The organism is Thalassospira sp., from assembly GCF_002709775.1.
Lineage (GTDB): Bacteria > Pseudomonadota > Alphaproteobacteria > Rhodospirillales > Thalassospiraceae > Thalassospira.
Genome location: NZ_PAQR01000025.1, coordinates 60,342 through 78,087 on the forward strand (window position 1 = coordinate 60,342; position 17,746 = coordinate 78,087).

19 protein-coding genes and 1 pseudogene are annotated in these 17,746 nt (G+C 54.2%); 11 read left to right on the plus strand and 9 right to left on the minus strand.

The window, feature by feature from the left end; genetic code table 11:
- Nucleotides 1–49 precede the first annotated feature (49 nt).
- Entirely contained in the window at nt 50–592 is a 543-nt protein-coding gene (locus CMO10_RS10315; protein WP_297021562.1) for a YHS domain-containing (seleno)protein, read from the minus strand.
- A gap of 226 nt (nt 593–818) precedes the next feature.
- Here CMO10_RS10315 and CMO10_RS10320 point away from each other — a divergent pair, with 226 nt between their 5' ends.
- Nucleotides 819–1,202 (plus strand): VOC family protein, encoded by a 384-nt coding sequence (locus tag CMO10_RS10320; protein WP_297021564.1) that lies wholly within the window; start codon nt 819–821, stop codon nt 1,200–1,202.
- Between the two features lie 19 nt (nt 1,203–1,221).
- Here CMO10_RS10320 and CMO10_RS10325 read toward each other — a convergent pair whose 3' ends face one another.
- The gene (locus CMO10_RS10325; protein ID WP_297021566.1) at nt 1,222–2,046 is read right to left on the minus strand and encodes a carbon-nitrogen hydrolase family protein; all 825 of its coding nucleotides are present in this window, start codon (nt 2,044–2,046) and stop codon (nt 1,222–1,224) included.
- 236 nt (nt 2,047–2,282) lie between these two features.
- On the opposite strand from CMO10_RS10325, the gene CMO10_RS10330 reads away from it, so the two are divergent.
- From CMO10_RS10330 to CMO10_RS10340, 3 genes are all read left to right on the plus strand, one after another.
- Nucleotides 2,283–2,954, plus strand: a complete 672-nt coding sequence (locus CMO10_RS10330) for a GntR family transcriptional regulator (RefSeq protein WP_297021569.1) — start codon at nt 2,283–2,285, stop codon at nt 2,952–2,954.
- A 63-nt stretch (nt 2,955–3,017) separates the two neighbouring features.
- Nucleotides 3,018–3,812: a phytanoyl-CoA dioxygenase family protein gene (locus tag CMO10_RS10335; protein ID WP_297021570.1), complete on the plus strand. Its 795-nt coding sequence runs from the start codon at nt 3,018–3,020 to the stop codon at nt 3,810–3,812.
- A 20-nt stretch (nt 3,813–3,832) separates the two neighbouring features.
- Nucleotides 3,833–5,170: an NAD(P)H-dependent oxidoreductase gene (locus CMO10_RS10340; RefSeq protein ID WP_297021572.1), complete on the plus strand. Its 1,338-nt coding sequence runs from the start codon at nt 3,833–3,835 to the stop codon at nt 5,168–5,170.
- Between the two features lie 85 nt (nt 5,171–5,255).
- On the opposite strand, the gene grxC is transcribed toward CMO10_RS10340, so the two are convergent.
- The 4 genes from grxC to CMO10_RS10360 form a co-directional block, all read right to left on the minus strand.
- Entirely contained in the window at nt 5,256–5,513 is a 258-nt protein-coding gene (grxC, locus tag CMO10_RS10345) for a glutaredoxin 3 (protein WP_044828127.1), read from the minus strand.
- A gap of 125 nt (nt 5,514–5,638) precedes the next feature.
- Complete coding sequence (locus CMO10_RS10350; RefSeq protein WP_297021574.1) at nt 5,639–6,391, minus strand: ComF family protein; 753 nt, start codon at nt 6,389–6,391, stop codon at nt 5,639–5,641.
- A 60-nt stretch (nt 6,392–6,451) separates the two neighbouring features.
- Entirely contained in the window at nt 6,452–7,366 is a 915-nt protein-coding gene (locus CMO10_RS10355) for a LysR family transcriptional regulator (RefSeq protein ID WP_297021576.1), read from the minus strand.
- Between the two features lie 36 nt (nt 7,367–7,402).
- Nucleotides 7,403–8,638 carry an SIR2 family protein gene (locus tag CMO10_RS10360; protein ID WP_297021578.1) on the minus strand — a complete coding sequence of 412 codons (1,236 nt, stop codon included), beginning with the start codon at nt 8,636–8,638 and terminating at the stop codon, nt 7,403–7,405.
- Between the two features lie 231 nt (nt 8,639–8,869).
- Here CMO10_RS10360 and CMO10_RS10365 point away from each other — a divergent pair, with 231 nt between their 5' ends.
- From CMO10_RS10365 to CMO10_RS10375, 3 genes are all read left to right on the plus strand, one after another.
- Nucleotides 8,870–9,487, plus strand: a complete 618-nt coding sequence (locus tag CMO10_RS10365) for a glutathione S-transferase family protein (protein ID WP_297021579.1) — start codon at nt 8,870–8,872, stop codon at nt 9,485–9,487.
- Between the two features lie 65 nt (nt 9,488–9,552).
- The gene (locus tag CMO10_RS10370) at nt 9,553–10,515 is read left to right on the plus strand and encodes a pyridoxamine 5'-phosphate oxidase family protein (RefSeq protein ID WP_297021582.1); all 963 of its coding nucleotides are present in this window, start codon (nt 9,553–9,555) and stop codon (nt 10,513–10,515) included.
- 72 nt (nt 10,516–10,587) lie between these two features.
- The gene (locus tag CMO10_RS10375) at nt 10,588–11,487 is read left to right on the plus strand and encodes a methyltransferase domain-containing protein (protein WP_297021585.1); all 900 of its coding nucleotides are present in this window, start codon (nt 10,588–10,590) and stop codon (nt 11,485–11,487) included.
- 18 nt (nt 11,488–11,505) lie between these two features.
- Here CMO10_RS10375 and CMO10_RS10380 read toward each other — a convergent pair whose 3' ends face one another.
- Nucleotides 11,506–11,724 carry a DUF6500 family protein gene (locus CMO10_RS10380; RefSeq protein ID WP_297021588.1) on the minus strand — a complete coding sequence of 73 codons (219 nt, stop codon included), beginning with the start codon at nt 11,722–11,724 and terminating at the stop codon, nt 11,506–11,508.
- Nucleotides 11,725–11,850: 126 nt separating this feature from the next.
- Between CMO10_RS10380 and sfsA the strand changes: the two genes are divergently transcribed.
- From sfsA to radC, 3 genes are all read left to right on the plus strand, one after another.
- Complete coding sequence (gene sfsA, locus CMO10_RS10385) at nt 11,851–12,564, plus strand: DNA/RNA nuclease SfsA (RefSeq protein ID WP_297021591.1); 714 nt, start codon at nt 11,851–11,853, stop codon at nt 12,562–12,564.
- A gap of 110 nt (nt 12,565–12,674) precedes the next feature.
- Complete coding sequence (map, locus tag CMO10_RS10390; RefSeq protein WP_044828119.1) at nt 12,675–13,481, plus strand: type I methionyl aminopeptidase; 807 nt, start codon at nt 12,675–12,677, stop codon at nt 13,479–13,481.
- A gap of 26 nt (nt 13,482–13,507) precedes the next feature.
- Nucleotides 13,508–14,350 carry a RadC family protein gene (radC, locus tag CMO10_RS10395; RefSeq protein ID WP_297021593.1) on the plus strand — a complete coding sequence of 281 codons (843 nt, stop codon included), beginning with the start codon at nt 13,508–13,510 and terminating at the stop codon, nt 14,348–14,350.
- Nucleotides 14,351–14,362: 12 nt separating this feature from the next.
- On the opposite strand, the gene CMO10_RS10400 is transcribed toward radC, so the two are convergent.
- The gene (locus CMO10_RS10400; RefSeq protein WP_297021595.1) at nt 14,363–15,208 is read right to left on the minus strand and encodes a MipA/OmpV family protein; all 846 of its coding nucleotides are present in this window, start codon (nt 15,206–15,208) and stop codon (nt 14,363–14,365) included.
- 124 nt (nt 15,209–15,332) lie between these two features.
- On the minus strand, nt 15,333–17,093 hold the full coding sequence (locus CMO10_RS10405; RefSeq protein WP_297021598.1) for an HD family phosphohydrolase: 1,761 nt from the start codon (nt 17,091–17,093) through the stop codon (nt 15,333–15,335).
- A 291-nt stretch (nt 17,094–17,384) separates the two neighbouring features.
- On the opposite strand from CMO10_RS10405, the pseudogene CMO10_RS10410 reads away from it, so the two are divergent.
- Nucleotides 17,385–17,746 (plus strand): annotated as a pseudogene (locus CMO10_RS10410) (adenylosuccinate lyase); the annotation flags it as partial.

Below are 17,746 nucleotides of genomic sequence, written 5' to 3' on the forward strand. Positions count from 1 at the left end.
CCGGCCAATTTGCCGGTGCGTTTTTGTTTGTCTGGGCTATATGCCCGGATTACTTGATCGGGGCCGGCATATCATAGGTGCCGTCATTATCGGCAATCGCCATCCAGCTTTTATCCGATGCCGATTTGGCTTCGAGGCCATTCCAGTTGCCGTCAGCCGTGTCGATAAATCCGTCGATATCTTCGTTCCAGAAACCGACCACGGCTGGCGTGATGTTCAGATAAAGCTGCCCATCAACAATCCGCCAAAGGTTCGGGTTGGCTGGCACCTTGCCGCCCTTGGCAATCCCGTATGCGCAATGCCCGTCAAAGGCCGGGGCATATTTTGCCGGATCGGCCAGGAACATGTCGCGGTTTTCCTCCGACGAAAACGCCCAGGTCGCCCCGTTATAGTCTGCTGTGATATCTGCCCGGCCCGGCACGGCGTGCGGCTGTGTCATGCCGACATCCTTTTGCGGCAAGTTGAAATAGGCCACCGCGTCATAGCCGCTAATGGCATAGCCTGTTTCATCAACATATTGCTCACCCGCAAGGGCGGCACCCGAAAGGCCAAAGAAAACGGCCGATCCGATTAAAAACTGTTTGAACATCATCCCTGTTACTCCGGTTGGAAAATCCCTGATGAGCAAAGTGTGCCCGGTACCCGTTCGAAATTGAAATGACGTTGCGACACTGTTTCGTGAGATCGCGTGAGGACGCGACATTTCCAGCCAAAAACCCCATATGAACCAAAGCGAATTGCCGCTTGACCTTAACTATAGTTGAGGAATTACCAAGAAGGGAAATCTGAAACAAAACACATAAGGACAAGGAAACGCCATGAGTGCTGCATTTCTCGAACATGTGAATTTCACGGTCGCCGATCCGGTCAAAACTGCCGCCAACCTGTGCAAGTGGTTTGGCTGGCATATCCGCTGGCAAGGCCCCGCCATCCATGACGGGCTGACCTATCATGTCGGCAATGATGACAGCTATGTCGCCATCTATGCGCTCGGCACCCCAAAGAACGGACAGGAAAGTTCCTATGCCACGATTGGCGGGCTGAACCATCTCGGCATTGTTGTCGAGGATCTTGATACGACCGAGGAAAAGATCAAGGCGGACGGCATCGAGACCTTTAACCATGCCGATTACGAACCCGGCCGCCGGTTCTATTTCCGCGATGAAAACGACATCGAGTTCGAAGTGGTCAGTTACGCCTGACCACTTCGATTAAACCTGTTCAGCAGGGCTTGTATTCCCGATCATTGCCAAGCGATGGCACCATCCGGCGGATTTCATCTACGCGCGCCAGATCAATCTCGGCAGTCACGAACCCCGGATCGGTGCCACCATCGGCAAGCACCTGCCCCCACGGATCAATGATCAGGGAATGGCCAAAGGTCTGACGATCACCGGGATGCTCGCCGCACTGGGCCGCGGCAATCACGAAACAACCGTTTTCAATCGCACGCGCCTTCAAAAGCGTGTGCCAATGCGCTTGCCCCGTGGTGCGGGTAAAGGCCGCCGGGATGCTAAGGACCTGTGCCCCGGCCTTGGCGTAATCGCGAAACAGATGCGGGAACCGCACATCATAGCAAATCGATACCCCGACCTTGCCAAACTCGGTGACAGCCAAGCGGGCCGTATCGCCGGGACGGAAGGTTTTGCTTTCGCGGTAGCTTTCGCCATTGGCCAGATCGACATCAAACATGTGGATCTTGTCGTACGATGTAATGACCTTGCCATCCGGGCCGATCACAAAACAGCGGTTCGCCACCCGGTCTTCGCTCGGTACTTTGACATGCAGCGATCCGACAATCAGGGTGGAATTCAGTTCCTCGGCCAGATCACAAAAGAAAACCAGACCGGGATGCTCATCCTCGGGAAAGGCGGCGGCACGCACATTTTCACCACCAAAGGACATCATGGACACGTTTTCAGGAAAGGCGATCAATCTGGCACCAGCCGCATGGGCATCGCGGGCATAGGTTGCAGCGCGCGCAAGGTTATCAGACATCACATCGCGTGAATTGACCTGAACACAGGCCGCAATGAAACGGGTCATGACGCAGTCTCCTTTTTATCGTTATCCGTTGTCATGATGGGCGCGACGCCCCGGTCCGGCAATAGACAATTGGGATAGCGGCCCGCGATTTATCAAGAGATGGACGACCTCGGTTACATTCCCCCGGGCCCATAAAACCCGAAGATCACAAGGCGCGTGTTTCCGATCCGGATTCAATCCTTCCCAAACCGGGAATTAGCGTATACAGTATTCCGTACACCTAACGAGGATCGAAGATGGAACCTCTTTCCGGCCGAAAAAGTCTGACTGACGAAGTGCATGACCGCCTGGTTGATGCCTTGTGTTCCGGTGCTCTCCCTCCCGGGACACCTTTGCGTCAGGAAGCCATTGCCGAGGAACTCAATGTCTCGCGGCAACCCGTGTTGCAAGCTCTGGGGTTGCTGCGTCGTGACGGACTGGTCGAACCCATGGGACGGCGCGGTTATCGCGTTGCTCCTGTGGATCACGAACTGGTGCGCCACGTTTATGACTTGCGAGAAGCATTTGACGGGCTTGCGGCCCGTCTGGCTGCTGAGGCCAAGGCATCGGATCGGGAATCGGCTTTGCGGGCTGCCATCGAACAGGGACGCCACGCCCTGGGCAGCGGCGACACCGCAGAATTAGTTGCAGCCGACGTCGCATTTCATCAAACGATCTACCGTTTGTCGGGCAATCCCCTATTGCCCGAAGCATCCTCCGCAGTCTGGCTTCAGATCAGACGCGTGATGCATGCCTATATCCAGATCGGTTACCCCCGTGATCCGATCTGGACCGAACATCAAGCCATCGCCGATGCAATCTGTGTCGGCGATGGCACACGTGCCCAGATTCTTGCCGTTGAACATAGTCGCAACGCCAAGAATCGCCTGATCTCGAATATGAAGGATACCAATCACCAAACCAATTAACCGCCCGCAAAGGGCATCAGCCGCAACAGAACAAACAAAAATGTGCGGTGTGGAGGAAACATCATGAAACTGAGTGAGTCTGAACTCGAGAAGTTCCGCGAAGACGGCTTTGTCTTTCTGCCCGAATTGTTTTCACGCGACGAAGCAGCCCTGCTTCTTTCCGAGGCCAAGAATATCTATGCCTCCGACCGCGAAGAGGTCTGGCGCGAAAAATCCGGTGTCGCGCGCACAGCCTTTGCCGCGCATACCTACAACGAAGCCCACCGCCGGCTCGGCGCCCATCCCCGCCTGATCGAACCTGTTGTCCAGTATCTCGAAGAACAGGTCTACATGCATCAATACAAAATCAACGCCAAAGCTGCCTTTGATGGCGCGGTTTGGCAATGGCATCAGGATTACGGTACCTGGCAGCGCGACGATGAAATGCCCGAACCGCGTGCTTTCAACATCGCACTCTTCCTCGAAGACGTCACACCGGCCAATGGCCCGCTTTTGTTCATTCCCAAAAGTCACAAGGCAGGCGTGCTTCAGGCCGGTCATGATCTTGAAACCACATCCTATCCGCTCTGGACGCTGGATCGTGAAACGGTCAGCAAGCTCGCAGCCGAAGGCGGGTGCGAAGCCCCGATTGGCCCGGCCGGTTCGGTTGTGATGTTCCACGGCAATCTGGTGCATGCCAGCCCGCCCAACATCAGCCCGTTTGATCGCACGATTGTTTATCTTAGCCTGTGTGCGGTTTCCAACCACATCCGTGCGTTCAACCGCAAACCGTGGATCGCCCATCGCGATTTCACCCCGATTGAACCGCTTGCGGATAACTGCCTTGATGAGCTGGTCGCAAAGCGCCCTGCCGCCTGATCCGGCTTCTGGAGAACAAGATGAATCTCGACGCAAAACTGCGTAAACGGGCAGATGATGGCAACCCTGTACGGGTTGGCATCATCGGTGCTGGCAAATTCGGCTCGATGTTTTTAAGTCAGGCCGGACATCATCCGGGCTATCACGTTCTGGGTATTGCGGATTTGAGTATCGATCGTGCTAAGGCGGCCTTGCGCCGTGTGGGCTGGTCCGATGATCAGTTCGCCGCCAGGGACAGCGCATCGGCCTATAAGGATGGCACCACCTGGATTACCGAAGATGCCGATGCCCTGATCGCGGCTGACGGGCTTGAAGTCATCATTGATGCCACCGGAAGCCCCGCAGCCGGTATTCGCTTTGCCCTTAAGGCCATCGAACATGGTCGCCATATCGTCATGGTCAATGTCGAAGCCGATGTGCTTGCCGGTCCCCTGCTTGCCAAACGGGCCGAGGCCGCCGGCCTTGTCTATTCCATGGCTTATGGCGATCAACCGGCATTGATTTCGGAAATGGTTGATTGGGCACGTGCGATTGGTTTGCCGGTGACCTGTGCCGGCAAGGGCACGAAATATCTTCCGATTTACCATCATGTCACGCCTGATGATGTCTGGCATCACTATGGCCTGACACCGGAACAGGCCCAGGCTGGCGGCATGAACCCGCAGATTTTCAACAGCTTCCTTGATGGCACCAAATCCGCCATCGAAATGGCGGCTGTGTCCAATGCCTGCGATCTGGTGCCACAGGATTGCGGGCTGCAATTCCCGGCCTGCGGGGTGGATGATCTGCCGCGTCTTTTGTGCCCGCGTGAAAGTGGCGGAATCCTTGATCGCAAAGGCACGGTCGAGGTGGTTTCAAGCCTTGAACGCGATACCCGCCCGGTGTTTCGTGATCTGCGCTGGGGTGTTTATGTAACGTTCGAAGCCCCCAGTGACTATGTCGCGCGTTGTTTTAACGAATATGGCCTGCTGACCGATCCAAGCGGGCAATATTCCACCATGTACAAACCCTATCACCTGATCGGGTTGGAGCTTGGCATTTCGGTCGCCTCTGCCGCACTTCGCGGCGAAGCCACCGGCACATCGCGCGCCTGGTCTGGCGACGCGGTCGCCACGGCCAAGCGCGATCTTAAACCCGGTGAGATGCTCGATGGTGAAGGTGGCTATACGGTCTATGGCAAACTGACACCGGCCCAGACATCAAAATCGCGCAATGCGCTGCCGATCGGGCTTGCCCATCACCTCAAGATCAAACGTCCGGTGGCGATGGATCAGACACTGACCTGGGATGATGTCGAATTTGATATCAAGGACCCGGCGATTGCATTCCGCAAGGAAATGGAAGCCAACTTCGGCTAAAACCCAATCATCAGACCAAATAAAAACCCCGGCCAAACTGGCCGGGGTTTTGTATGACTATTGCCATAAGCCGATCAGAGAATTATCAGGCAGACAGCTTGGCTTCAAGTTTGTCAGCCGCTTCGAGCGCCATCAGCTCGTCACAGCCGCCAATATGCTCGTCATTGATGAAGATCTGCGGCACAGTGTGCTTGCCATTGGCGCGATCCATCATTTCCTTTTTACGACGCGGTTCCATCATCACGTCGATCAACTGGTATTTGGCACCCTTTTCTTCCAGCAGCTTGCGCGCACGCTTGCAATACGGGCACCATTCGGTGGCATACACTTCAACTTTTGCCATGTGGCACTCATCCTTTCTTTGGCAACCGATCATCGCTGATGCCCCGAAATATCGGGTTCGCCGCGTTTGATACGGTGCGGAATTTCACTTAGATGAAGGCTGTATAACAGAAATCTTGCAGCGCGTCATCGCACGACACGTGCAACTGTGATCACAGATACGTGCATGGCGCCTGATCGCTTCAACGCCCGGACACAGGCATTGGCGGTCGCCCCGGTGGTCAGCACATCATCAATCAACACAACCCGCGCGCCGGCAAGATTGCATTTGACGGCCTGCACCTCATCCACCTCAAACGCCCCGCCAACTTCGCGTTTGCGTGAAGACGGACCAAGACCGCCAAGACTTCGGGTATTGCGGGCCCGCCTTAAAACCAGCCCATCCCAGTGCACACCGGTCATACGTGACAGCTTTGCCGCCAGAAGCCCGGACTGGTTATAACGCCGTTTCAGCAACCGTTTGCGATGTAGCGGCACCGGCACGATCAGATCGGCCTGCTCCCAAATACCCTTGCCCGCCTGATAAACCCAGCGCGCCAGAAGTGGTGTCAGATCACCCCGGTCTGCATGCTTGAACCGCAAAAGATATTCCCGGCTGTGATCATCATAAACCAAGGCCGCGCGGGCCTGATCAAAGGCCGGTTTCTTTTGCAAACATGCCGCGCACAGCATCTGCTCGCCATCACCACCGTCAAACACATCAAGCTCGAACGGATAACCGCAACAGGCACATTGCGGGGCAGAGATAAACCTTAACCCGGCCCAACAATCAGCGCAGACCGCATGGGTCGTATCGGTCACATCGCCACACCCTCCGCAACGCGGCGGCAAAATGGCGTTGATGCCCATGGTTGCAACAGTCCGCGCCCACCCGATCATCTGCGATACGATCCACGATCACCTCAAGGAAGGCACAGCATAGCACACGCGAGGATTGAATTACCCGAAATCAAACAAAGGATTTGCGCGCAAGGTTTCTGCCGCCAAATCGATAAACGCCCGCACCTTTGCCGGGGCGTTGCGGCCTTCGGGATGGACCAGATGGATCGGTATCGGGTCCGGGGCATAATCACCAAGGACGGCGACCAACCGACCATCGGCAATGAATGGCGCGACCTGATAGGACAACATCCGCACAATCCCCCAGCCATCAAGCGCGGCATTGCGTGCAGCCTCAATAGAATTGGTCTGCCACTTTGCATCGGGCGACACGCTTATTTTGCGGCCGCTGCCCTCCGGGGATTTGAATTGCCAATCAAGCGCTGCTGACGAGCCTGTCGTGGCGATGATCCGATGTTTCGTCAGATCAGCGGGCGTTTCGGGCAGGCCATGTTTGGCGAAATAATCGGGGGATGCACACACCGTCTGGCGCACCTGCCCGACCCGAACGGCGCTGAGTGATGAGTCCGCCAGATCACCAATTCGCACGGCAAGGTCGATGCCTTCCTCGACAATATTAACGATGCGATCAAACAACAAAAGCCGCGCACGCATGTCCGGATATTGATCCAGATATTGCCCCACAATCGGCGCGACATGCATTTGCCCGAACTGGACCGGGGCGGTGATGGTCAGCATCCCGCTTGGCTTGGCATAGGCCCCACCAGCCGCCGCCTCGACCTCTTTGAGGTCTGAGAGCAACCGTTTGCAATCTGCCAGATAACGAACCCCGGCATCGGTCAAGGTCACCGAGCGTGTTGTCCGCACCAACAGGCGCGCGCCGATGATCTCTTCAAGCTGGGCAATGGTGCGGGTCACCGCCGCCGGGCTGATATTAAGGTTTCGCGCAGCAGCCGCAAAACCCTGTTCTTCAGCCACACGCACGAAGATATTCATCGCATTGAAACGGTCCAACACTTTTCCTCAAGCATTAAATAGTCAACCGAATTACTATCTAGAAACTTCACTTAAAATCGTTGAAATCTCGTCAAATTCATCAACCCATATGATGTCGACACCAAAAGACTGCGCATCGCTCTCTTCAAATTTGTGCACAGTGCGAACCAATCCTTTGGCGACTTCTTCAAGGTTTCCGTTACCATTTTCGGCCTCAAGCAAGTCTTCCTGCTCAAGCAAACGGCGCAAAGTAGCTTTAACCTGTTCATGACTGTAGCGCTTCCTGATAACAAAATGCTGAGCCTTATCGCTTCCGCGCTGAGATCTCGCAATATCTAGTAATCGGCGTAAGTTTGGATCAGAAAATGAATGGCCAATAAACAGACAGTTGGTATCCTTGAATTTGTTGATCTGGACCAAATTACTCCAATGATATAAATCCGTATACTGTCGGTGATATGTATCATCAGAAAGAATCAATGCATGTTTATCAGTTACATTCCCTGATCTAGGAAGATAACCGTGCACATGATATATAGGAAGTTCATCTTTCTTATGGTTCATTCCCATGTTGTATATTGATCTATATTTTATACCTAGATTTAGGCTATCCAATTCATGCTCTAAAATATCATCGTAATTGTAGGTAATTACCGAATCTAAGCTTGGGTTTTTACCGGGAGACACACACAACTGAACAATAGAACTATAAACTTTAGAGTTAATTTCACTTAAATTTTCATACAATGCCTTTCTTACTTCAGTTTCAAATGGAAATTTTCTTCCTCCTTTTTCTGTTTTTTCTTTCTCAAAATGAATTTTCAGATATCTAGCGGCTATTAAGCTACTTGGACCAAAAACAGAATTAAACATTGCAGCCATGATTTTGTTTTCATCACTATCACTGTCCAATGTTTTTGCAAGCAACCTTCTCAGAAGTTCATCCCAAGAAGGAAGGCCGAATTCCATCGAAATTCCGGCACCCAAAATCAACGTTAAACTCTCGCTCTCATAGTAAGATTTCAATTCCCGTATTATTCTTTTTCTAAGGACCTCTCTATCAGAACGCTCCTCTTCAAGGTTCTTAACTTCCTTAAGTACTTTTCTAAAAAAACCACCAGTTCCTGATGCTGGATCTGAATTACTATCTAGATCAGAAAACTTATTACGAAATTCATTGAGAAGATTCGAATTGTATTTTGACAACCGTCTATCTTGCATCGAACCTAAGCTTCTTGGGACAGTTCCCCAAAAAAACGACTTATATTCGCCAGAACCATCATCTTCCATATTTTACATCTCCTGCGAAATATCACTTATAGTCGACTGTACAAAAACTTTCGGACGAAAGAAACACTACCTGTGCGGGAAAACAGAACCACTAGAATAAGGCCTCACAATATTTTGGGCATAAATGATTAATGCAGTTTTCGGAATAATTAATTGCATGTTTCGATTATTCTATAATTTCACCGAAACAGCCATCATCACGTCAGTTCCCGCATACCAAGGAAAGCTGACATGAAACTTTATCACCATCCGATTTCCGGCCATGCCCACCGTGCCCGTCTGTTTCTGGGCCTACTCGGCCTTGAACATGAACTGGTTGAAGTTGACCTTGCCAACGGCGCACACAAATCGCCCGAGTTCGTGAAACTCAATCCCCTGGGCCAGGTTCCGGTCCTGCAGGATGGCGATACCGTGATCACCGATTCCAACGCCATCATGGTTTATCTGGCCAAGAAAACCGGCGCGACCAACTGGCTCCCCGAAGATGCCGAGGATGCCGCCCGTGTTCAGCGCTGGCTTTCGATTGCGGCCGGTCAGATCGCCTTTGGCCCGGCCGCAGCCCGCCTGATCACGCTTTTCGGCGCACCGTTTGATGCAGATGAAGTCATCTCGCGCGCCCATGCGGTCCTTGGCAATATCGAAGACCACCTGAAAGCCAATGACTGGCTGGCATCAGATCATCCGACCATCGCCGATGTCGCGCTTTACAGCTATGTCGCCCGTGCGCCCGAGGGCAATGTCGATCTGGCCGCCTATGGCAAGGTGCGCGATTGGCTGAACCGCATCGAAGAACTGCCGGGCTTTGTGCCCTTCATGCATGCGCCAGAAGAAATGCTGAAATCAGCCTGATCAAGCACCCTTCTCGCGCCACACGCCACCGCACCACCTTGCCCCCAAAGACAAAGCAGTCCCAGATGTCTGATTATTCCGATACGACCGATACCCGCCCCACCACCACCGAAATGCCAGGGCGCGCCCCATCGCCCTGGCATGCGGGGGAAGTGCGCCTTCAGGAAATCCTTGGTGTTGATGCCCGTATGGAGGAGGTCGGGCGCAAGGTGCTGCGTGATCACATCATCGAACAGCATCGCCTGTTTTATCCGCAATTGCCCTTTGCCGTATTGGGCACAGTGGATGGCGATGGCAATCCGTGGGCAACGCTTCGTGCCAACCAGCCGGGCTTTCTGTTTGCCAGCGATCCCCATCACCTGTCGGTCACCCTGCCGCGGGTTGAAACCGATCCGGCGGATGCCGGGATGAATGATGGTGATGCTATCGGCCTCCTGGGTATCGAGCTTCATACACGCCGTCGCAATCGTCTGAACGGGACGATTTCACGCCGAAATGAGACATCCTTTGACATCAAGGTCGGGCACAGTTTCGGCAATTGCCCGAAATACATCCATCCGCGAAACCTTGTAGCCGCCCCCGATGCGCAAGGTACCAGCCAGTCGGGCATAGCGCTTACCAACGACGTGCGCGATTTCATAGCGCGCAGCGACACGTTCTTTATCGCATCCTATGTCGATAACCCTGCCCCGGACCGTGGTCGTGAAGTTGATGTTTCCCATCGTGGCGGACCGCCCGGCTTTGTCATGATTGACGATCAGGGGGCGCTGATCATTCCCGACTATGCCGGGAACCGTTTTTTCAACACGCTGGGTAATCTTCTGATCAACCCGCTGGCGGGTCTGGTGTTTGTTGATTTCACCAATGGTGACATGTTGCAGCTTACCGGCACGGCGGAAATTATCATGGGCGGCGCAATGGTTTCGCAAGTTAGCGGTGCCGAACGCCTGTTAAGCTTCAGCCCATCACGTTGGGTTCTGCGCCAGGGTGCATTCCCGATGCGCATCACAGGAAATGGTGAAGGTTGATTGCACCAACCGCCAAGAGGCTCTATCTAGGTCGTAACTTTTACAACGATTTTAGCCGGAGCTTCCCGCCTCATGGCCGATCCGATCACTGTCTTTGATCGAGACATCCTGAAACTGCGCCGCGACCGCGCGGCGACCAAGGCACAGGACTATAACTTCCTGTTTGCCGAAACGGCCGAACGCCTTGCCGATCGCCTTGATGATACCACCCGTAAATTCCCGTTGGCGGTTGATCTTGGTTGCCATAGCGGTGAGCTGGGCCAGATCATTGGTCAACGCGGCGGCATCGAAACCCTGTATCAGAGCGATATTTCAAGCGGCTATGCCAAGGCAGCACGCGACAATAATGCCAAGGGCACGCTGGTGGCAGATGAGGAATTTCTGCCCTTTGCCGAAGGGTCGCTTGATCTGATCATCTCAAATCTCAGCCTGCACTGGGTCAATGACCTGCCCGGCATGTTGCTTCAGGCACGCCGCGCATTGAAACCCGATGGGTTGTTCCTTGCATGCCTGCTGGGCGGCGAGACGCTCAAGGATTTGCGCGAGGCGCTTATGACGGCGGAGGCCGAGGAAGAAGGCGGCGTGTCGCCGCGCGTATCGCCGTTTGTCGATGTGAAGGACGCCGGGTCGCTCCTGCAGCGCAGTGGCTTTGCCCTGCCGGTGGTCGATGCCGACGATATCTATATCGACTATCCCGATGCGCTCAAACTGATGCGCGATCTTTCCGGAATGGGTGAAAGCAACCTGATCGCCAAACGATCAAAGAAGTTCACCAAACGCAGTACCCTTGCCCGCGCTGCCGCCATCTATCACGAACGCCATGCCCGCTCTGATGGCCGCATCCATGCCAAGTTTCAGGTGATCTACCTGACCGCCTGGGCCCCGGATGAAAGCCAACCCAAGCCGCTGCGCCGTGGATCGGGTCAGGTCAGTCTGGTTGATTTCCTGGGTGACGACGCAAAGAAGCAGTAGCAGTCGATAAAGGCCGGATCATTTCCCGGCCGACACCATCTCACGGATCTTGGTCGCCTTTTCAAAGTGATCAAGTTCGTGGGTTTTGATCCACCAGGTTGCAGCCTCCATCAATCTGTCCGGATCATCATTGCGATTGGCAAAGAACGCATAGAAGGACAGGCCAACATCCGGCCCCTTTTGCGCGATCTTCCGATCACAAACAGCAATGATTTTATCGCGCAGGCTCTGACGCATGATGGCTCCGTAAACGGGTTGTGACTTCAAGGGGTTGATGTATGCCCTGTTTGCCGCGAAATTGGCAGTCGTTCCCGACTATTCACATGACAGCTTCTGTCAGGACAGATTTGTGAAGGACCCCAAATGCATCTCCCAAGCCCCCTGATCCACGGCAAGCTGATCAAACGTTACAAACGGTTTCTGGCCGATGTCGAACTTGATAGTGGCGAGGTGATCACCGCCCACTGCGCCAATCCGGGCGGCATGATCGGGCTTAAGGAGCCGGGCATTGATGTCTGGCTGTCGCAATCCGACAACCCGAAACGCAAACTGAAATACAGTTGGGAACTCTGCCAGATCGGTGATGCATGGATCGGCATCAATACCGCCCATCCCAACGCGATTGTCGAAGAAGCGATTCTGGCGGGCAAGGTTCCAGAACTGGCGGGCTATGAAAACCTTAAGCGCGAAGTGAAGTACGGCAAGAATTCGCGGATTGATATCCTGCTATCTGATCCCGAGCGTGGGCTTTGCTATGTCGAGGTCAAGAACGTCCATCTCAAACGTGATCAAGATGTCCCGGGACTTGCCGAATTCCCCGATGCCGTTACCGCACGCGGGGCAAAGCACCTTGATGAAATGGCCGATATGGTCGCCGAAGGCCATCGGGCGGTGATGTTTTATCTGATCCAGCGCACCGATTGTGACCGCTTTACCTTGGCCGCCGACATCGACCCGCATTACGGCGAACGCTTCAAGGCAGCACGAAACAGCGGGGTTGAGGCCATTGCCTATGACTGCGCGATTGATACCAGTGCCGTGACTGTGCGAAACCCGCTTCCGATCATCGGGCTGTAAGCATCAAACCCCGCGCATATCAGCCAATCCTTGCCAATTCTGGCCGGTGGCTTTATGTCATTGGGCTATACATCGAACATAGATATTGCCGAGTTTAAGGAGATTTTCGGGTGGCGAACGGAACAGTCAAAATTCACGGCCCCGAAGCATTTGAAGGCATGCGCGCCGCTGGCAAGCTGGCAGCAGAAGTGCTTGATATGATTACCCCGCATGTGGTTCCGGGTGTCACCACTGGTGAACTTGATCGCCTGTGTGATGAATATATCCGCGATCACAATGCGATTTCGGCCTGCCTTGGCTATCGCGGTTTTCCGAAATCCACCTGCACCTCGATCAACCATGTTGTTTGCCACGGTATTCCCGGTGACAAGAAACTGGCCAATGGCGACATCATGAATATCGATGTCACCGTCATTCTTGATGGCTGGTACGGCGATACATCGCGCATGTATATTGCGGGCACGCCGAAAGTGATGGCGCAGCGTCTTGTTGATGTGACCTATGAGTCGCTCTGGCGCGGCATCAATGCCGTCAAACCGGGTGCAACCCTTGGCGATATCGGCCATGCCATTCAGTCCTATGCCGAAAGCGAACGTTTTTCTGTCGTGCGTGATTTCTGTGGTCACGGGCTGGGTCAGGTGTTCCATGATGCGCCGAATGTCTTGCATTACGGCAAGCCGGGCGAAGGCATTGTTCTGGAACCGGGCATGATCTTTACGATTGAGCCGATGATCAACCAGGGAACCTATGCGTGTAAAATTTTGCCCGATGGCTGGACAGCCGTGACGCGAGACCGCAAACTGTCTGCACAGTTTGAACATTCGCTCGGCGTGACGGAAGACGGGTTCGAAGTGTTTACCCGATCCCCCGCCGGTCTGGAAAAGCCGCCCTATAATCTCGACAAAGCTGCCGAGTAACGGGCACGCAAAAAGGGGAAGCAGATTTGAGCGAAGAACAAGATCGCAAAGCTGCTTCCAATCCTGCCCAACAGACCGCGTCTGAAATTGATGATGGCACGCGGGTCTTTTTCGATCAGGCCCGCACAGCCCATGCATCCAGCGCAAGTGCAGCACCAAAGCCTGATGCGCCCCAATCCGCTAAAACCAAACCTGCAAAGCCGCATTATCACGGCCATCGCCAACGGCTGCGTGATCGCTTTATCAAGGGCGGCGCCACCGCCCTCGCCGATTACGAATTGCTTGAGCTGATGCTGTGCATGGCAATGCCGCGTGGGGATGTCAAACCGCTCGCGAAATCGCTGATCGCGCAGTTTGGCAGTTTTGCCAATGTGCTGGCCGCCCGCCCCGAAGACCTTAAAACCGCCAAGGGACTTGGCGAGGCCGGCATTGCCGCCATCAAGATCGCGGAGGCCAGTGCGCTTCACCTGTCACGTGAACGCGCCATGGAACTGCCGGTGATCGCCAGCTGGGAACAGCTGATTGACTATTGCCGTGCCCGGATCGGGCATCTGAAGAACGAGGAACTGCATCTACTGTTTCTTGATCGCAAGAACCGGCTGATTGCCGATGAATGTCATCAACGCGGCACGGTGGATCACACCCCAGTCTATCCCCGCGAAGTGATCAAGCGTGCACTTGAACTGCATGCCTCCGCCCTTATTCTGGTGCACAACCATCCAAGCGGCGATGCCACCCCGTCAAAGGGTGACATCGACATGACCCGCAAGATCGTTGATGCGGCCAAGGCGATGGAGATCACGGTTCATGATCACATCATCATCAGCCGCGCGGGATACAATTCCTTCAAGACACTCGGTCTGATTTAACCGGCTTTCCGATCAGAAATTGTAAACCAGCACCAGACCGGCACTTAGTACATAATCATCTTCGATGATCGAACTGTCGGTATATTCATCGGGCAGGAAGCGCACGCCACTGGTGCCAACCACGGCAAACCGTTCGGTCACCGGATAGGTCACGCTAAAATCAAGATGCGGGATAAAGGCCGCACCCGGAGCATAGAACCCAGGGTCAGCACGCACTTCATTGCGACGGACGCCGACATTGTAATCGACCAGTTCCTCGCTCTGCCAGGTAACTCCACCGCCAAAATTGAACTGGAATTTTTCATAGTTGGTCGGAAGGTAATAACCGACATCAATCTCATGCCCGCCATAGGCATCATTCAGATCAGTAAGGTAGTTCGCCCGGAACTCCCCACGCCACAAGCGGAGTGACCCGCCAACACCGGCCTCGAACGCCATATCGCGTTCTTCAAGCCCGTTGAGATAGCTTGAGTCACCCGGATCAAATGGCTCCATGCGAAGCCCGCCCAGAATGGAAACACTGGCAAACTCGTTTTTCCAGACTTTGGCGTCAATGCCATCCAGACCGATATGCAGCCGTTCGGCATCATAGGCCAGAACGGGCAACGCACTTGGATCGACACTGTCCGCCCCGCGATAAGGATTGCTGCTAACCCGGCCGATGGCACCAAGCTGCCAATTGCCGCCCAACCACGGTTTCAATGCATCATCGGTTTGCGGATTGACCTGCTCGCGAATGATTTCTCGTTGACCGGGCGTCGCGGTCTGGGCGTACGCCTGCCCTGAAAAGACGGCGGTTAAGGTGATGGCGATTGCGGAGGGTTTAAGAGGTAGGTGGGAAAAGCGTCGTAAATTCATAAATCTAAGCATCCTTGGTTTGATGGATGCTGAGATAATCTCATTTACCTGTGGCGCAAGCGTCCGTCTCTACAGGATCGAACCTCAATCGCGATTCTAGGGCGTCCGAATGCGCATTCGGACGTCAATTAACCGCAGAAAGAATGAATTGCGCGATATCGACATCGTCGCACTGATCTTCGCGCAGATGCTTGCGGCCATATTCCTGATAGGTGCCGCTGGTAAGGAACAGTTCAAACAGTTCGCTGTCGATCTGGCCTTTGTCGCGCATGTCAGCAAGGATCGAGATACATTCCGACAATGTCTTGGGCCGTTTATAGGGACGATCCACCGCCGTTAGGGCCTCGAAGATATCGGCGATCACCATCACCTTTTCGAGGATGCCCATATCATCGCCGGTCAGACCGCGTGGATAACCTGATCCATCCATCTTTTCGTGATGGTTGCCAGCAATGGCCGGAATGCGTTGCAGTTCCTTGGGGTATGGCAATTGCGCAAGCATATCCTGGGTAATGACGACATGGTCATTGATCACCTGGCGTTCTTCGGATGTCAGGGTGCCGTTCGGGATCGAAAGGTTATAGACCTCCCCACGGTTAAAGCCGTCATAGATATCGGCTTCGCGATCCATCAGAAGGCTTTCGGTTCCCGATGCACGCAGCTCGGCCAGTTCGCCGTCATCAAGGCGTTGATGTTCTGCCCAGGACAAGCCGACAGTGCGGTCGAAATAGCGGGTCCATTTCTGCTCCCCTATGTCATGCAGGGCAAAGATGGTGTCGGTATCAAGTTCCGTGTCACCGATATTGGCATCGGCCACCATGGCGAACTGGGTTTCAAGCTCTGCCACGCGTTTGGCAAAATCGGCCTCGCACTGATCAGCGTCTTCGCCATCAAGCTTGCGTTTAAGCATCTCGATCTCGGCATCACGACGGAGCACTTCAAAGCGCGTCCGAACTTCGTGGATGCGGTTATGGATGGTCTCAAGCTTGGTGGCCTTTTCCATCACATGATCGGGCGTGACGATCTTGCCGCAATCATGAAGCCAGGCGGAAAGATCAAGCTCATACCATTCCATGTCGGTCAGGTAGAAATTGGAAAACGATCCCTGGCGATCATCAACGGCGGCCTGCGCCAGCATGCGGGCGAGGATCGGAACGCGCGAACAATGGCCGGCTGTGTGCGGGGATTTGGCATCGATCGCATGACCCAGCACACGCACAAAACTCTCCATCAGGTCCCGCTGTGCCACCAGAAGGCGGCTGTTTTCAATCGCGACGGCGGCTTGGCTTGCAAGTGCATTGATGATCGGCTCAATCGCCGGATCAAAGGAAATGACATTGCCCGCATCATCGCGCGCATTGATCAGCTGCAAGACGCCAATCACCACACCGCTGGTGTTTTTAAGCGGTACGGTCAGGAAGGATTTGGACCGATAGCCTGTTTTGGCATCAAAGGCCCGGGTGCCGGTAAAATCAAAACCCTCGGCACTATAGGCGTCATCAATATTGATAGCCTTGCCCGTCAGCGCGACATAGGTCGCGATATTGGCGTAGTTCGGGCGGCCCTGATCGTCATAAAGCGGCAAGGGGGGAAACGGTTTTTCGGTTTCGCGACCCGAAACAAAGAACGTATCAAGCGTATCATTCACCATGATGCGGAAATGAAGTTCGCTTTCTTCCCGGTTAACCAGATAAAGCGACCCGCCATCCGCATTGGTGAAGTTCCGCGCAGCCATGAGGATTTTCTGGTTAAGCTCTTCACGGCCTTGCGACGCCGAAAGGGCAATACCCAGTTCCACCAGTTCCGCCAGATAGTTCTTGTCTGTCTTGCGGACCTGTTTCACATCTGTCTGGTGATTTTTGGCCCCGTCGCGTTCACGCGCCATAAAAATTCCGTCCACTTCGCATTCGGATCATTCGCATCGTCGCATATACGTTTTGCCTGCTTACACTACATACTTCTAATAAGTTGCTATTTTTCTAACAGCACACAAGTTTTCGGCCGGTAAAATCGCCTCACAATCCTGCCATACCCGTCTGCAGGGTTGCCAATTTGCGCGGAATGGACTATCCGACCCCGTGAAAGCGTGCCGGCGCCGTGATCGTGCAATTGATTACGCATTCCGATCATCGAGATCCTTATCCGGCACCCAACCATATTGCCCGGAGGCGACCGCATGATCCCCCGTTATTCCCGTCCGCAGATGACCTCTATCTGGGAACCGGCGAACAAGTTCCGTATCTGGTTCGAAATCGAAGCCCACGCTGCTGACAAACTGGCTGAACTGGGTGTTATCCCGGCAGAATCCGCCAAGCTTGTCTGGGAAAAAGGCGACAAGCCCTATACCCAGGACCGCATCGACCGTATTGATGCCGTCGAAGCCGAAGTCAAACACGATGTGATCGCGTTTCTGACCGAGCTGGCCGAACAGGTCGGCGAAGAAGCCCGCTTTGTCCATCAGGGCATGACCAGCTCGGACGTTCTTGATACCTGCTTTAACGTGCAGCTTGCCCAGGCAACCGACATCCTGCTTGAAGA

What these genes read in the sequence shown, in the direction of transcription:
- CMO10_RS10330 (WP_297021569.1), top strand. Translation starts at nt 2,283, where the DNA reads ATGGAACCTCTTTCCGGCCGAAAAAGTCTGACTGACGAAGTGCATGAC.
- CMO10_RS10340 (WP_297021572.1), top strand. Translation starts at nt 3,833, where the DNA reads ATGAATCTCGACGCAAAACTGCGTAAACGGGCAGATGATGGCAACCCT.
- CMO10_RS10360 (WP_297021578.1), bottom strand. Translation starts at nt 8,638, where the DNA reads ATGGAAGATGATGGTTCTGGCGAATATAAGTCGTTTTTTTGGGGAACT.
- CMO10_RS10350 (WP_297021574.1), bottom strand. Translation starts at nt 6,391, where the DNA reads ATGATCGGGTGGGCGCGGACTGTTGCAACCATGGGCATCAACGCCATT.
- CMO10_RS10315 (WP_297021562.1), bottom strand. Translation starts at nt 592, where the DNA reads ATGATGTTCAAACAGTTTTTAATCGGATCGGCCGTTTTCTTTGGCCTT.
- CMO10_RS10380 (WP_297021588.1), bottom strand. Translation starts at nt 11,724, where the DNA reads ATGCGTCAGAGCCTGCGCGATAAAATCATTGCTGTTTGTGATCGGAAG.
- CMO10_RS10325 (WP_297021566.1), bottom strand. Translation starts at nt 2,046, where the DNA reads ATGACCCGTTTCATTGCGGCCTGTGTTCAGGTCAATTCACGCGATGTG.
- CMO10_RS10375 (WP_297021585.1), top strand. Translation starts at nt 10,588, where the DNA reads ATGGCCGATCCGATCACTGTCTTTGATCGAGACATCCTGAAACTGCGC.
- grxC (WP_044828127.1), bottom strand. Translation starts at nt 5,513, where the DNA reads ATGGCAAAAGTTGAAGTGTATGCCACCGAATGGTGCCCGTATTGCAAG.
- CMO10_RS10335 (WP_297021570.1), top strand. Translation starts at nt 3,018, where the DNA reads ATGAAACTGAGTGAGTCTGAACTCGAGAAGTTCCGCGAAGACGGCTTT.
- CMO10_RS10320 (WP_297021564.1), top strand. Translation starts at nt 819, where the DNA reads ATGAGTGCTGCATTTCTCGAACATGTGAATTTCACGGTCGCCGATCCG.
- sfsA (WP_297021591.1), top strand. Translation starts at nt 11,851, where the DNA reads ATGCATCTCCCAAGCCCCCTGATCCACGGCAAGCTGATCAAACGTTAC.
- CMO10_RS10365 (WP_297021579.1), top strand. Translation starts at nt 8,870, where the DNA reads ATGAAACTTTATCACCATCCGATTTCCGGCCATGCCCACCGTGCCCGT.
- CMO10_RS10405 (WP_297021598.1), bottom strand. Translation starts at nt 17,093, where the DNA reads ATGGCGCGTGAACGCGACGGGGCCAAAAATCACCAGACAGATGTGAAA.
- CMO10_RS10370 (WP_297021582.1), top strand. Translation starts at nt 9,553, where the DNA reads ATGTCTGATTATTCCGATACGACCGATACCCGCCCCACCACCACCGAA.
- CMO10_RS10400 (WP_297021595.1), bottom strand. Translation starts at nt 15,208, where the DNA reads ATGAATTTACGACGCTTTTCCCACCTACCTCTTAAACCCTCCGCAATC.